This is a genomic window from Paraburkholderia sp. GAS206C (genome assembly GCF_050435645.1).
GTDB classification, from domain to species: domain Bacteria; phylum Pseudomonadota; class Gammaproteobacteria; order Burkholderiales; family Burkholderiaceae; genus Paraburkholderia; species Paraburkholderia phenazinium_B.
Genome location: NZ_JBNDKR010000018.1, coordinates 114,188 through 128,893 on the forward strand (window position 1 = coordinate 114,188; position 14,706 = coordinate 128,893).

At 60.0% G+C, this 14,706-nt stretch carries 9 protein-coding genes; 4 read left to right on the forward strand and 5 right to left on the reverse strand.

Translation table 11 applies throughout. The features are described 5' to 3' along the window. From prpC to acnA, 4 genes are all read left to right on the forward strand, one after another. Positions 1–1,188: a bifunctional 2-methylcitrate synthase/citrate synthase gene (gene prpC, locus P3T20_RS36310; protein WP_074266621.1), complete on the forward strand. Its 1,188-nt coding sequence runs from the start codon at positions 1–3 to the stop codon at positions 1,186–1,188. A gap of 104 nt (positions 1,189–1,292) precedes the next feature. Further along, positions 1,293–1,808: a hypothetical protein gene (locus P3T20_RS36315; protein WP_074266622.1), complete on the forward strand. Its 516-nt coding sequence runs from the start codon at positions 1,293–1,295 to the stop codon at positions 1,806–1,808. A 36-nt stretch (positions 1,809–1,844) separates the two neighbouring features. After that, positions 1,845–3,296 (forward strand): bifunctional 2-methylcitrate dehydratase/aconitate hydratase, encoded by a 1,452-nt coding sequence (locus P3T20_RS36320; RefSeq protein ID WP_074266623.1) that lies wholly within the window; start codon positions 1,845–1,847, stop codon positions 3,294–3,296. A 40-nt stretch (positions 3,297–3,336) separates the two neighbouring features. Next, positions 3,337–6,054, forward strand: a complete 2,718-nt coding sequence (gene acnA, locus P3T20_RS36325; RefSeq protein ID WP_074266624.1) for an aconitate hydratase AcnA — start codon at positions 3,337–3,339, stop codon at positions 6,052–6,054. Between the two features lie 137 nt (positions 6,055–6,191). On the opposite strand, the gene P3T20_RS36330 is transcribed toward acnA, so the two are convergent. The 5 genes from P3T20_RS36330 to P3T20_RS36350 all read right to left on the reverse strand — a co-directional run. After that, a complete protein-coding gene (locus P3T20_RS36330; RefSeq protein ID WP_074266625.1) occupies positions 6,192–7,106 on the reverse strand; it encodes a hypothetical protein in 915 nt (304 codons plus the stop codon). Continuing rightward, positions 7,103–8,545, reverse strand: coding sequence for an ATP-binding protein (locus tag P3T20_RS36335; RefSeq protein WP_429289436.1), 1,443 nt, complete (start codon positions 8,543–8,545; stop codon positions 7,103–7,105). The genes P3T20_RS36330 and P3T20_RS36335 overlap by 4 nt, the downstream gene beginning before the upstream one ends. Before the next feature lie 170 nt (positions 8,546–8,715). Beyond that, positions 8,716–9,321, reverse strand: a complete 606-nt coding sequence (locus P3T20_RS36340; RefSeq protein ID WP_074266626.1) for a response regulator transcription factor — start codon at positions 9,319–9,321, stop codon at positions 8,716–8,718. A gap of 519 nt (positions 9,322–9,840) precedes the next feature. Then, the gene (locus P3T20_RS36345; protein ID WP_074266627.1) at positions 9,841–10,983 is read right to left on the reverse strand and encodes an OmpA family protein; all 1,143 of its coding nucleotides are present in this window, start codon (positions 10,981–10,983) and stop codon (positions 9,841–9,843) included. Positions 10,984–11,079: 96 nt separating this feature from the next. Next, positions 11,080–14,706 (reverse strand): YadA family autotransporter adhesin (locus tag P3T20_RS36350; RefSeq protein WP_429289437.1); only part of this gene is annotated, 3,627 nt, incomplete at its 5' end.

A 14,706-nucleotide genomic window follows, 5' to 3' on the forward strand; every position in this document is an offset into this window, starting at 1 on the left:
ATGAGCGAAAAGACGCAAGCCGCAGCGACACCAGGCGAGAGCGGAGCCCCGAGCGCCTTCAAACCGAAGAAATCCGTTGCACTGTCTGGCGTGACGGCGGGTAACACTGCCCTGTGCACGGTCGGCAAGACCGGCAACGACCTGCATTACCGCGGCTATGACATTCTCGACATCGCCAGCACCTGCGAATTCGAGGAAATCGCCTACCTGCTGGTGCACGAAAAGCTGCCCACGCAGGCTGAACTGACGGCCTACAAGGCCAAGCTGAAGGCGCTGCGCGGCCTGCCCGCCAACGTCAAGGCCGCGCTGGAATGGATTCCGGCCGCAGCCCATCCGATGGACGTGATGCGCACCGGCGTCTCGGTGCTCGGTACGGTGCTGCCCGAGAAGGACGACCACAATCTCCCCGGCGCACGCGATATCGCCGACAGGCTGATGGCCTCGCTCGGCTCGATGCTGCTCTACTGGTACCACTACTCGCATAACGGCAAGCGCATCGAGGTGGAGACCGACGACGATTCGATCGGCGGCCATTTCCTGCATCTGCTGCACGGCGTCGAGCCGTCGAAGTCGTGGGTCGAGGCGATGCACATCTCGCTGAACCTGTATGCGGAGCACGAATTCAATGCATCGACCTTCACCGGCCGCGTGATCGCCGGCACCGGCTCGGACATGTACTCGGCACTGACCGGCGCGATTGGTGCGCTGCGCGGCCCGAAGCACGGCGGCGCCAACGAAGTCGCGTTTGAAATCCAGTCGCGCTACCAGAGTCCCGACGAGGCTGAAGCGGATATCCGCCGCCGCGTCGACGCCAAGGAAGTCGTGATCGGCTTCGGCCACCCGGTGTACACGATCTCCGATCCGCGCAACAAGGTCATCAAGGAAGTCGCAAAGAAGCTCTCGAAGGAAGCCGGCAGCACGAAGCTGTTCGACATCGCCGAGCGGCTCGAAACCGTGATGTGGGACGCCAAGAAGATGTTCCCGAACCTGGACTGGTTCAGCGCGGTGTCGTACCACATGATGGGTGTGCCGACAGCGATGTTTACACCGGTGTTCGTGATCGCCCGTACGGCGGGTTGGAGCGCGCACATCATCGAGCAACGCATCGACAACAAGATCATCCGGCCGAGCGCGAACTACACCGGCCCAGAGAATTTGAAGTTCGTGACGCTAAATAGGAGAAAATAGCGTCCGCTGTGCGCTTTCAGGGCGCGTGCAGTTCCACCCTGGCGGCTGCTCCCACCGGTAGCCGCGCACTGTTCAACCGATATTAGATAGAAAAGGCTAACTCCATGAAAAAGCTGCTGATCGCCGCCGTTGTCGGCGCCTTGTCCACGACGATGCTGATCGCCACGACGGACGCCTCCGCACAAACGGCGTCGGGCACCGCCGCGACTACCGCCAAGAAGGCCACGCCGAAAAGGCCGGCTCCGAAACGCCTGATCAAGCGTAAGCCGAACCCGAAGAAAGAAGCGCAAGTCGATCCGGTGCCGGACGGTGCAATCAAGTGGTCGTGTAATGAAGGTCTGTCGTTCGATATGAAGGGCGACATGAAGCGCGATCAGATCGTCACTGTTCACTGGGCGAACAAGAACTACAACCTGCCGCGCGAAACCACCACGACGGGCGCTGACCGCTTCCACGACGCCGCTTCGGGTCTGGACCTGGTCGTGATCCCGACCAAGGCGATGCTGTTCTCGGACAACGACGGTTCGCGTCTCGCGGACGAGTGCAAGACAGCTGAAATGTCGCAAGGCGCGCCGGCTCCGACGCAATCGAACGAGCTGATCAAGAACCCGCAGAACTAAGTTTCCCTTAGTTTCGTTTCAGGAAGGAAAGCCCCGATGTCCGCTCCGATATCCAACGTACGGCCCGACCCGGACCAAGTCCTGGTCGATATCGCCGATTACGTTCTGGATTTCCCGATCGACAGCACGCTCGCGCTGGAAACGGCGCGTCACTGCCTGATCGACACGCTCGGCTGCGGACTCGAGGCACTGACTTACCCGGCCTGCACCAAGCTGATGGGACCAATCGTGCCCGGCACGATCGTCCCCAACGGCGCCAAGGTGCCTGGCACGTCTTTCCAGCTCGACCCCGTTCAGGCCGCCTTCAATATCGGCGCGATGATCCGTTGGCTGGACTTTAACGACACCTGGCTCGCCGCCGAGTGGGGCCACCCGTCGGACAACCTGGGCGGGATTCTCGCCACGGCCGACTGGCTGTCGCGTACCGCCATCGCCACCGGCAAAAAGCCGCTGACGATGAAAGACGTCTTGATCGCCATGGTCAAGGCGCATGAAATCCAGGGCTGTATTGCGCTGGAAAACTCGTTTAACAAGGTTGGGCTCGATCACGTCCTGCTGGTGAAGCTGGCTTCGACCGCCGTTATCGGCAGGCTGATTGGCCTCACGCGTGACGAGCTGATCAATGCGGTTTCCTTGGCCCTTGTGGACGGTCAGGCGCTGCGCACCTACCGCCACGCGCCGAACACCGGCTCGCGCAAATCGTGGGCCGCGGGCGACGCCACTTCGCGCGCCGTGCGACTCGCGCTGATCGCGAAGACTGGCGAGATGGGCTATCCGTCTGTTCTGACAGCGAAGACGTGGGGCTTCTACGACGTGCTGTTCAAGGGCAAGGAATTCAAATTCCAGCGCCCGTACGGCTCGTACGTGATGGAAAACGTGCTGTTCAAGATTTCGTTCCCGGCTGAGTTTCACTCGCAGACTGCAGTGGAAGCGGCCATGACGCTGCATGCGCAACTGCGCGCAGCGGGCAAGACTGTGGAAGACATCAGCAAGATCACGATTCGCACACACGAAGCCGCGATCCGTATCATCGACAAGAAAGGGCCGTTGAACAACCCGGCCGACCGCGACCACTGCATCCAGTACATGATCGCGGTGCCGCTGATCTATGGGCGCCTGACGGCCGCGGACTACGAAGATTCCGTCGCGCAGGACCCGCGCATCGACGCGTTGCGCGACAAGATGAGCTGCGTGGAAGACCCGCAGTTCACCAAGGATTATCACGATCCGGAGAAGCGTTCGATCGCCAATGCACTGACGGTCGAATTCAACGACGGGTCGACATTCGACGAGGTAGTGGTCGAATACCCGATCGGACACAAGCGCCGCCGTGAAGACGGCATCCCGTTGCTGGTCGAGAAGTTCAGGACCAACCTCGCGCGCAAGTTTCCGGTCAAGCAGCAACAAGCGATTCTCGATGTGTCGCTGGACCAGGCAAGGCTCGAAGCCATGCCGGTCAATGAATACGTCGATCTGTATGTCATCTAGTTCAGTACTGTAGTTCCGCGATCAAACCAAGGAAAACACCATGGCCCACAACCTCCACAAAACGCTCAAGGAATTCGACAGCGGTTCCGGCAAAGGCAAGTTCTATTCGCTGCCGCAACTCGGCAAGGCACTGAATATCAAGATCGACCGCCTGCCGGTTTCGATCCGTATCGTGCTGGAGTCGGTGCTGCGCAATTACGACGGCAAGAAGATCGCCGAAGAACACATCACGCAACTGGCAAACTGGAAGCCGACCGCTTCGCGCGTCGACGAAATCCCGTTTGTGGTTTCGCGCGTGGTGCTGCAGGACTTTACCGGCGTGCCGCTGCTCGCCGATATCGCGGCAATGCGCGGTGTCGCGCAACGCGCCGGCAAGAACCCGAAGTCGATCGAACCGCTGGTCCCGGTTGATCTGGTGGTCGATCACTCGGTGCAGATCGATTACTTCCGTCAAAAGGATGCACTCGATCTGAACATGAAACTGGAATTCCAGCGCAACAACGAGCGCTACCAGTTCATGAAGTGGGGCATGCAGGCATTCGACACGTTCAAGGTCGTGCCGCCGGGCGTGGGTATCGTTCACCAGGTGAACCTCGAGTACCTCGCACGCGGCGTGCACAAGAAGACGGACGGCAGCGACACGGTGTACTACCCGGACACGCTGGTCGGCACGGACAGCCACACGACGATGATCAACGGTATCGGCGTGGTGGGCTGGGGCGTGGGCGGCATCGAAGCGGAAGCGGGCATGCTCGGCCAGCCGGTGTACTTCCTGACGCCGGACGTGGTGGGCGTCGAACTGAAGGGCAAGCTGCGCGAAGGCGTGACCGCAACCGATTTGGTGCTCACGGTTACCGAACTGCTGCGTAAGGAAAAGGTTGTCGGCAAGTTCGTCGAGTTCTTCGGCGAAGGCACGCGCACGCTGTCGCTGCCGGACCGCGCGACGATCGGCAACATGGCGCCGGAATACGGTGCAACGATGGGCTTCTTCCCGGTCGACGAAAAGACCATCGACTACTTCAAGGGCACGGGCCGCACCGACGCAGAAATCTCCGCCTTCGAGAACTACTTCAAGGCGCAAGGTCTGTACGGCGTGCCGAAGGCTGGCGAAATCGACTACACGAAGGTCGTCAAGCTCGACCTCGGCACGGTGGCGCCGTCGCTGGCAGGTCCGAAGCGTCCGCAAGACCGGATCGAAATCGGTCACGTAAAGTCGACCTTCAGCGATCTGTTCTCGAAGCCGGTTGCAGAAAACGGTTTTGCGAAGAAGTCTGCCGATCTGGACGCGCAATACACGACGACGAACGGTGTCAACGTGAAGAACGGCGACATCCTGATCGCTGCCATCACGTCGTGCACGAACACATCGAACCCGAGCGTGCTGCTGGCTGCGGGTCTGCTGGCGAAGAAGGCTGTGGAAGCTGGCCTGACCGTGGCTCCGCACATCAAGACGTCGCTCGCCCCCGGATCGCGTATCGTCACCGAGTATCTGACGAAGACGGGTCTGCTGCCGTTCCTGTCGAAGCTGGGTTTCGAACTGGCTGCTTATGGTTGCACGACGTGTATCGGTAACGCAGGTGATCTGACGCCGGAACTGAACGAAGCGATCACGAAGAACGACATCGTCGCAGCGGCTGTGCTCTCGGGCAACCGCAACTTCGAAGCGCGTATTCACCCGAACATCCGCGCCAACTTCCTGGCATCGCCGCCGCTGGTTGTCGCCTACGCAATCGCCGGCAACATCACGCGCGACCTGATGACCGAGCCGGTTGGCAAGGGCAAGGGCGGCAAGGACATCTACCTGGGCGACATTTGGCCGACCAGCGACGAAGTCAACGACCTGCTCAAGTTCGCACTGGACGCCGAAGCGTTCCGCAAGAACTACGCACAGCTCACGAAGAAGGGCGACCTGTGGAGCAAGATCGAAGGCGAAGAGGGTCAGGTGTACGACTGGCCGAAGTCGACCTACATCGCTGAGCCACCGTTCTTCGGCAAGGACTTCTCGATGCAGCCGGCCGACAGCATTGCTGCAGTCAAGGGTGCACGTGCACTGGGCATCTTCGGTGACTCGGTGACGACCGACCACATCAGCCCGGCAGGCTCGATCAAGGAAGACTCGCCGGCAGGCAAGTGGCTGAAGGCAAACGGCGTGCAGAAAGCCGACTTCAACAGCTACGGCTCGCGCCGTGGCAACCACGACGTGATGATGCGCGGTACGTTCGCCAACGTGCGGATCAAGAACCTGATGATCCCGGCGAAGGCAGACGGTACGCGCGTTGAAGGCGGTCTGACGATTCATCAGCCGAGCGGCGAAAACATGTCGATATACGACGCAGCGATGAAGTACATCGACGCGGGTACACCGACCGTCGTGCTGGCAGGCGAAGAGTACGGCACGGGCTCGTCGCGTGACTGGGCGGCCAAGGGTACGCAACTGCTGGGCGTGAAGGCTGTGGTTGCTCGCAGCTTCGAGCGGATTCATCGTTCGAATCTGGTCGGTATGGGCGTGCTGCCGCTGCAGTTCAAGGGCTCGGATAGCGTTCAATCGCTGGGCATTACTGGCGAAGAAACGTTTGACGTCGAAGGTCTCGGTGACGACTTCAAGCCGCAGCAGGAAGTCACGCTGGTAATTCGCGGCAAGGACGGCAAGGAGAAGCGCGTGGCAGTTCTGCTGCGTATCGATACGCCGATCGAAGTGGACTACTACAAGCACGGCGGGATTTTGCCGTTCGTGTTGCGTTCGCTGCTGGCTGCTTAACTTAACGCTTGATGCGTTAAGTAGACGTCCGACGCGAAAGCGGAAGCAGAAGCGGTTTGCAGGTGCTGCGTCCTTGTGGAAGGACGCAGCCGATTTGAGAGCCCGGCCTTGGCCGGGTTTTTTTATTGTCTGGCGCGTTATTGCGTGCCGCGGTCTACGTGGAAGGCAGCGGGGTCATCGGTGATCCGGCGTTGGGTCATGTGGTCGTTCCAGCTGTTGTCGAGCGGCGTTGCGGCGCGAGTGGCTGGATGCCGCTGTTGGATGGACCAGTTCAGCCATGGGGTGTCGTCGGTCGATGCGCTTTCATGGGCGTGCGATGCGCTGGTGGGCCATTCGGGCTGAGTCGATACTGCGGGACGTGCTGCCGGATGGGTGGCGCGGTTCAGTGCGACCCGTTCGTGTACATGGGCTCCGGACAAGCGTGCCATCTTCACTCGCTTCGGCGGTTTTGTGGGCGAGGCGGTGTGTGCGTCGTTTTCACGAGCGGAGAGTTGTACGGTCTGCCTTGGCACTAACTGGATGATTTGCTTGGGCGGCGAGTTATTGATTGCGGCCGCTTTCTCTGTTTCCACGGCGGCTGGCTTAACTTCCTGTCTAAGCGGCTGCAGCTTGACGTGACCCGCAGCAGCAGTGGTGCTCGCTGGAGCGACCTGAAGCGCTTTCGTCTTCTCAGCGTCCTTCATGGAACATGTAACGAGCAACCACGTGAGTGCCATCGTGCAACCGGCGAAAATCGACGCCGCGAGCAGATGATCCGAACGCGTCGAGCGCGGACGAACCGTACCCATTTCAAGATACCGCTTCGCCTCCGCCAATGCGGCGTCGTAGCGCCCAGTGTCCGCGCGTTGTGGCAGCATCTTATAAAACAGGATGTGCTTTACGCCCGGCGGAAAGGGGCCAGCCGGCCGCGGTGCCGCGGGTTGACGAACAGCGCGCTGCACGGCTTCGCGCATCACGTTCCGGTGCGACCCAAAAGGTGGCGGCAGGCCGTCGTACGGCCGCGGCAGCGGGATCGTCAGATCGCCCTCGATCAATGCTAGCGGTCGAGTCATTGCGAGTTGCTCCGGTGTGGCTCGACCGCCTGGTCGAGTTGCATCATCAGCGCGGCAATGCGCTTTTCGAGTTCGTCGAGCAAATGTCCCGCTGACTCGCGCTGAGTCGCGCTGGCATGCCGTAGTGCTTCCATCAGACTATGCGCGCCGACGAGACCGACTGCACCGCTCAATCTGTGCAACGAGGAGCGCATTCCGTCCATGTCGTGCCGGGTCCGCAGTCCGCGGATCTGCTGCAGATCGTCGTGCACTGATCGGCGCCAACCGTGGATGAACGCGCGGAGGTCGACGCCTTCATTCGATAGCGCGTCGAGGTAGTTGCGATCAAACGATTCGGTCGACGGGACGGGGGAATCCGCCGGAGGTTCCGCCGCAATGGGCTGTGGTGTCGTCTTCTGGAGATTTACACGGTGCGACGCGTTAAACGCTTGCGGGCGTTCAATAGTGAATGGCGCACTGAATATGCTGCATGTGCCCTTGGCAGCGTCACTCGATACCTTGAGTTCGCCGCGCATGCATTGCGTCAGTTGCTGGCAGAGTTCCAGACTGAGAGCTTCCTCGTCACGTAACTCTCCCTCAGGCGCGGGCACGTCAAACGATGTGGGTATGTGCATTCGCGCTGAGCAAGTGGGAGAAGCAGGCGTGTCAGCGCCTGCAGCCGTTACGCTCACGAATATTCGTTGCGAGCCGGCATTTAGTGTTTCCGCGCGTGCGGTAACTGTGATCTGGCCGTGCTCAGTGATCCGCACCGCATGACTCAAGAGATGAAAAATAATCTGGCCGAGTCGGGTACCGTCGGCGAGAACTAAAGCGTCGACCGACTGATCTACGGCGGTGCTCAGGCACACGCCCTTCTGCGCCGTGGTGTGAGAGAACAGTGCAGCCACCCCATCAATGAGTTCCCGCACGTCCGTCAACGTTTCATCAAAGACAACGGTGCGCGACTGGATTGGCATGGACGCGAGCATGTCCTCTAGCGCGCGTGCCCATGCGCGCACGGCAACGTGAATTTTGCCCACCAGTTTCTTCTCTGGCGGCTGCGATGATGATTCGTTGAGCTCATCCAGCAAGCTGGCCATCGCGGACAAGGGGCCACCGACGAAGTCGCGCATGGCTGCGTATACACGCTCGCGCTCCAGATTGGCGGCGACAAACGCCTGCGACGCTACACCGACCCCGGAGGCCTGCTCTCGGGACTCGACCGCTGCGAACCGGCGCTGCCATTCGTTCTCGACAGCGCGCGCGGACGCGACGGTTCGTTTGAGCAGCACACGCGTTCTGCACCATCCAACCAAGGCGATGGTTGTGAGGATCATAAGCACGGACAGCAATACGGCTAAACATTGCCAGGCAACCGCCGCATCGCTGATGCGCAACGCTGCCAGCGGGCGGGCAATATTCGTGACATCCCATCCCGTGCCGCGAACGGCAGCCGGCATCGTGTCGGCACGCGCCGACACGATGCACAGCAACGCGAACGCAACGACGCTGCCAAATGCGATCGCATCGTGAATCGAGACCGCCCGCGCTGCGTGAGAGAAACGGCGGGCGCACGTCCGTGTGGGCACTGGAGAACCCGACCGCTTCATCATGTTCATACGCCGCCCGGTCAGTCGATCAGCTTTTGAAGGGCTGCAAATTCGATCAGCCCCGCCAACGAAGACAGACCCAACTTCTCCTGAATTCGACCTTTGTATGTACTGACTGTTTTATCGCTCAGAGACAGGTGCGCAGCTATATCCTTATTGCTTACCCCACGCGCGAGATACTGCAACACCTCCACCTCGCGAGGCGACAACAGATTCAGACCACCTTCCCTGCCCATTTGCGTATCTGCGGGAAAGCAGTCGTAACCGAACAGGACGGTTTTCACGGCAGTGATCAATTCGCTGATATCACGCCCCTTTCCGACGTAACCGTTTGCGCCAGCAAACCTGGTGTGGCCGGCCATAACCTGTTCCGGCTTCGCGGACAGAACCAGAATCCGGACTTTGTCGTTGGTTGCCCGAATTCGCCGGATCATGGACAAACCATCCAGGCGAGGCAAGTCGAGGTCGAGGATCAGCAGATCGGGATTTTCAGACAGGACGATTTGAAGACCGTCCTCACCGTCGCCGCTTTCACCGAGGACGTCGAACTCCGGATCTGCACGCAATACGCCCGAAATTGTATTTCGAATTATGGGATGATCGTCGATAATAACGATTCGCTTCATTTACTGCTCCATTTTTCCTAATATTGATTAATGGGCGCAGATTCGAATCGAAATGGCGCACACCATAAATAGACAAATATTTTACCAAGTACCCGCAAACATGTTTTCGCTGGAGGACTGCGAAATTTCCGCAAATTTGTGCGATTTTTCCTACTCGCGTCCATTCCATTTCTGGCGGACAGGTTATAAAGCCGTACGTTATTGGTATAAGTTCTGCAGATTTAAATCGTATATCGGGTCGCCAATCGATTTACGGATATCAGATGAATCTGAACTTCGGTAAGATCATTGCGATTTACCGCTAGACATCAGGGCGCGCATGCCCTGCGAAGTCCGGTTTTTCGGCGGTCGCATGACGTGCTTAGGCGTCACTCGCACGCAAGGCGGGTGCTCATGGGGTCGTCAGCAAAGAAAAGGCCACCACCTCAATGGGCAGCGGGCGCGCGGCTCATCGAGGTCTGTTAGACGCGATCGCCGAACCATATCGGTCCGGCGATCGTGATGTATAACCAGACTACGTTACTGGTCCTGCTGCATCTGCTGCATTTGCGACGGTTGTTGCCGTTGCGGTTGCGGTTGCTGCTGCTGCAACTGAGACGTATCCAGCGCCTGTGCATTGCTGCGCATAAAGTCGAGTTCAACCCGGCGATTCGGGGCGAGGCAGTCGATCAAGGCCTGCTGGTTCCGGTTGTTACACTGCACCAGCGGATCGTCCTTGCCCAGACCACGTGCACTCATCGGCACCTGCACGCCACCGTCGCGCAGATAGCGCTTCACGGTTTCAGCGCGCTTCGCCGACAACTGCCGGTTGTAGCTGTCACTACCCAAGCGGTCCGTGTAACCTTCGATGCGAATACCCGTCACATCATCCACGCGCTTCAGATCGCTAATCAACTGACTGAGCTTGGCTTTACCTTCCGGCAACATGCCAACCAGATCACTACGGTCGAATTTGAAGGTTGCATCCGCCTGTAGCGTCATTTTCGGTGGGATTGGCGAAGCCACGGGCGCCGCGACTGGCGGCGGCGTGCAGGCTCCCAGTGCCGCAGCGACGCCCGGCACGCCCTTCTCTACACCGTCGACGAGGCGTTGGCTCTCGGCAAAGTTGCGGATCCACGACTCATGCCCTGCATGAATCAACTCGACCTCGGAGCAAGCCGTCAGGCGCTGCGCCTCTTGGCACTGCGGGAACAGCGGCGAGGTTTTTGCGGCCAGGACCTGCTTCCACAAATCCGGCCGGATCACTGAAGCGGTGCGTAGCTGCGGATTATCGACCGACAGCCCCCGTCCGGTTTCCAGCGCTGCGGTCAAGCGATCCGCCTCATGCAGCGCTTCCTCAACGAAGCCCCAGCCGTCGTGGGAGGAACGTTCGTTACGCGCGGCGTCGAGCCAACACTGGGCCTTATCGCCAAAGTAATTGTTCTTGCGGTCGCCCAGCGCGTTCAGGCGCGCCTGCACCGTACCCAGCATCTGCGCGTTGTGGATACCGCCGTACGTCGCAATCCACTGCGGCGTGACAGCTCCCGCGGGGGTGCCTTGCGTCGCGCTAAAGCCCGTCTGCAAGACCGTGGGGTCCTGGATCTGCAGCCGGTCGCGCGTCGCGGACGACGAACAGCCGCTGAGCATCGCGGCAAGCGCGATGGCAATCAATGAATACTTCATGTCTGTTTCTCATGGAAAGAGGGTCGCACGGAAGTTTCCCGTGCGACCCAGACAGCTAACGTCTCGAGCTTCTATTCAAGGCCTTGGGGCCGTTGCTTAGTTGCCGAGGACGATGCCGATACCGGCGCGGACGATGGTGCTATTGCCACCCGAGGTAGACACGCCAAGGTTGTAGTTGATCGTGCCCTTCTCGTTCCAGCGCGACACACCGATACCGAGGGCCTGGAAGCCACGGTAGTTGGCAACGCCCGCGTTCAGCGTGGTACGACCCGGCAGGTACGGCGTAACGATGTTCAGCGCCGACGCCGAAGCGATACCCTTGGCCGCACTGCGGTCCACGTTCGAGATCGAGTTGTTCAGACCGCCAATGGCGTTGTTCAACTGACCGACATTGACTGCGTCGGTTGCCTGCGTACCGGCTGCGACGTTGGTGATCTGACGCTCCGCACCGGCAGAACCCACCGATACCGAGTTATCGCGATCCGTCGTCGAGTTCGAACCCAGCGCGACCGAGTTGTTGTTCGATGCCGATGCACCATCACCCAGCGCAACCGAGTGGTTACCCGTCGTCGTGGTGCGCGCGCCGATAGCAATCGCCGAATCACCCGATGCAACGGCGCCGTTACCGATCGCGATCGCGTCCGTGCCTGCGGCGGAGGCTGCGGTACCGGTCGTACCGTCTGCGGGAACGCCGATGTTGACGTATGTGTTACTCGTTCCACCGCCGGCTGCAAGGTTGTTCACCTGGCTTTCCAGACTGGAGAACTGCGAGTAGTTGACTGCATCGGTCGCGTTCGAACCGGCCGCCACGTTCGTCAACACCACTGGCGTTGCGGAGCCCACACCGCCCAGCGTCACCTGGCTCTTCGTCGAGTCGTCGTATGCCACCGCGTTCGGCGTGCCGCCACTGCCTGCGTGGTCCGCAACATACGACTGCATCTGACCGAAGTTGACCGCGTCTGTCAGATCGGTTGCTGCAGCAATGTTCTTCAACTGAGTCGGATCCCCGCCTGCGTTGAAGGTCACAGTGTTCTTCAGAGCATTGTCGTATGCGACAAACGCGTTGGTCACGTTGCCCGACGTGTCGACGTTAAGACCGGCGTCCTTCAATTGCTTGAGATTGACCGCTTCGTCGTCAGTCGTGGCGGCTGCCACATTCGCTACGGTCACAGGACCGGTCTCTGCACCCGCGCCACCAAGCGTCAGCATGTCGTGCTTCGAGGTGTCGTACACCACGCCGTTGGACGAGCCCGTAGCGGCGAGTGCAGCCACTGCGTTGATCGCCGAACCGACGTCGTTGTAGGTACCGCCTTCAATGTTGTACGACGGCTTAGTGATCTGGCCGTTCGAATTCACCGACGAATTGCCGCCTAGCGCTTGAGCCACGCTATTGGCTGTGCCGTACAGTTGCGAACCGTTGATCGCATCCCGGCTGTTCTGCGTCACCTGGCCTACTGCCACGTTGGTCAGCAAAACAGGGTTTGCACCGCTACCACCGAACGTGACCGTACTCTTCGACGTGTCGTCATACGCAACGAAAGCACCCACCACATGACCGCTGCTATCGATGTTCGCACCCAACGCCTTCAACTGCTCGACGTTCACCGCGTCGTTATTCGCCACACCATCAGCCACATTCGATACCGTCACCAGCGTCGACGCGCCTGTACCGCCAAGCGTCACCCTGTCATGAGCCGACGAATCGTACGAAACGCCGTTCGTCGAACCGCTGCTGGCCTTCGCATCGACTGCGGCCAGTGCTGCACCAACGTCGCTGTAGGTGGTGCCGTCGAGGGCGTAGGCTGGCTTCGAAAGCTTGCCGTCCGTACCCACGGTGGCGTTGCCGCCGAGGGCCGCTGCCACGCTGTTTGCCGTGTTGTACAGTTGCGAGCCATTGATTGCGTCCGTGCTGCTCGACGTGATCAAACCCGTTGCCACGTTGGTCAATGCAACCGGCGTCGACGTGCCGGTACCGCCCAGCGTCACCTTGTTATGGGACGGCGAGTCATACATGACCGAATCGGGTGATCCTCCGCCCGAAACCGCTGCGATCGCGTTATTCAGCTGCAAAACGTTGACTGCGTCAGTGTTCGCTGTACCCGCCGCGACATTGATGATCTGACGCTCTGCACCAGCGGCGCCAACCGATACCGTGTTTGCACGATCCGCGACGGATCCCGCACCCAGGGCAACGGAGTTCGCCACGCTCACGCTTGAGCCCGAGCCCAACGCCAACGAATAGGCCACGCTAATGGTGTCATCGTCATTCGCGCCGCGAACAGATGCGCCGGCACCCAGAGCCATAGCGTTTGTACCGGCAGAGCCTACAAAGCTGCCGCTACCCATTGCAACCGAATCCGAGCCATTCGTCTGGCTGTTTGAGCCCAGCGCAACTGCGTCGCTTGCTTGAGCGTTAGCCATATAGCCGATTGCCACGGCATCCGGCGCCTTGCTGCTGGTCGAAGCGCCCGCACCAATAACCGTTGTGTTCAGCGAACCTGCAACCGCGTTAGACCCTATCGCGGTCGAGCCGTCATGGAACGTCGTAGCGCCCGCGCCAATGGCCAACGAGTCGACACCCATGCCCGAAGCTTGAGGACCGATCGCCATAGCATTCATCGAGTCATCGGTGTACGTCGGTGCGGAACCCGGAGTGATATTGGAACTCACCTGGATATAGTCCGTGACCGGCGTCGCCGCCCCAACTCGGGTTGCGCCAAGGAGCGTCGACTTGACGCCACTCGTCTGCTGCGTGATTTGCTGCTGGAGCGAACTCTGCAGTGCAGTCAATTGACCGAACGTTGCAACGTCCGTTGCTGCCACCCCGTTCGCCACATTCATGATGCGGCGTTCCGAACCCTTAGAGCCGACCGAAATCGTGTTCGCTACGCTCGTCACGGAATCCGAACCCAGTGCCATCGCATCGGCAAACTGCGAACGAGCGCCCGCACCGATGGCCAACGAATTCGCTCCGCTTGCGTAGGCTCCGCCACCGATCGCGACAGCCTCTCCGCCGGTCGCGATCGCTGCGGACGAGGTCGACACGACCTTGATGTACTTCGTCGTGTCAGTAATCGTGTTGTTGATCGAACCAACGGTCGAATCTAGTGCGGTGAGCGCCGAGCCGACATCGGTGAACGTCCCGGTACTGAGGGCATACGTCGGTTTCGTGATCGAACCGTCGGTGCCATTCACACCGGCACCACCACCCAATGCAGTCGCTACACCCGTCAGTTGGCTGACGTTCACTGCGTCAGTGTTCACTTTGCCCGCAGCCACATTCGTCAGCGCAACCGGTGTGGTCGTGCCCGCACCACCCAACGTCACCTTGTCCTTCGCAGAGCTGTCGTACGAAACAAACGCGTTCGTGATGTTGCCGCTCGTGTCGATGTTTGCGCCCATTGCCTTCAGCTGCTCAACGTTCACGGCATCGGTATTCGCTTTACCGTCGGCCACGTTCGAGAGCGCCACTGGCGTCGTCGAACCGGCGCCACCCAACGTCACCTTGTTCTTCGCGGAGCTGTCGTACGAAACAAACGCATTCGTGATGTTGCCGCTCGTGTCGATGTTTGCGCCCATCGCCTTCAGCTGCTCAACATTCACAGCATCGGTATTCGCTTTACCGTCCGCCACGTTCGAGAGTGCCACTGGCGTCGTCGAACCGGCTCCGCCCAACGTCACCTTGTTCTTCGCGGAGCTGTCGTACGAAACAAACGCGTTCGT

What these genes read in the sequence shown, in the direction of transcription:
- prpC (WP_074266621.1), top strand. Translation starts at nt 1, where the DNA reads ATGAGCGAAAAGACGCAAGCCGCAGCGACACCAGGCGAGAGCGGAGCC.
- P3T20_RS36315 (WP_074266622.1), top strand. Translation starts at nt 1,293, where the DNA reads ATGAAAAAGCTGCTGATCGCCGCCGTTGTCGGCGCCTTGTCCACGACG.
- P3T20_RS36320 (WP_074266623.1), top strand. Translation starts at nt 1,845, where the DNA reads ATGTCCGCTCCGATATCCAACGTACGGCCCGACCCGGACCAAGTCCTG.
- acnA (WP_074266624.1), top strand. Translation starts at nt 3,337, where the DNA reads ATGGCCCACAACCTCCACAAAACGCTCAAGGAATTCGACAGCGGTTCC.
- P3T20_RS36330 (WP_074266625.1), bottom strand. Translation starts at nt 7,106, where the DNA reads ATGACTCGACCGCTAGCATTGATCGAGGGCGATCTGACGATCCCGCTG.
- P3T20_RS36335 (WP_429289436.1), bottom strand. Translation starts at nt 8,545, where the DNA reads ATGCCGGCTGCCGTTCGCGGCACGGGATGGGATGTCACGAATATTGCC.
- P3T20_RS36340 (WP_074266626.1), bottom strand. Translation starts at nt 9,321, where the DNA reads ATGAAGCGAATCGTTATTATCGACGATCATCCCATAATTCGAAATACA.
- P3T20_RS36345 (WP_074266627.1), bottom strand. Translation starts at nt 10,983, where the DNA reads ATGAAGTATTCATTGATTGCCATCGCGCTTGCCGCGATGCTCAGCGGC.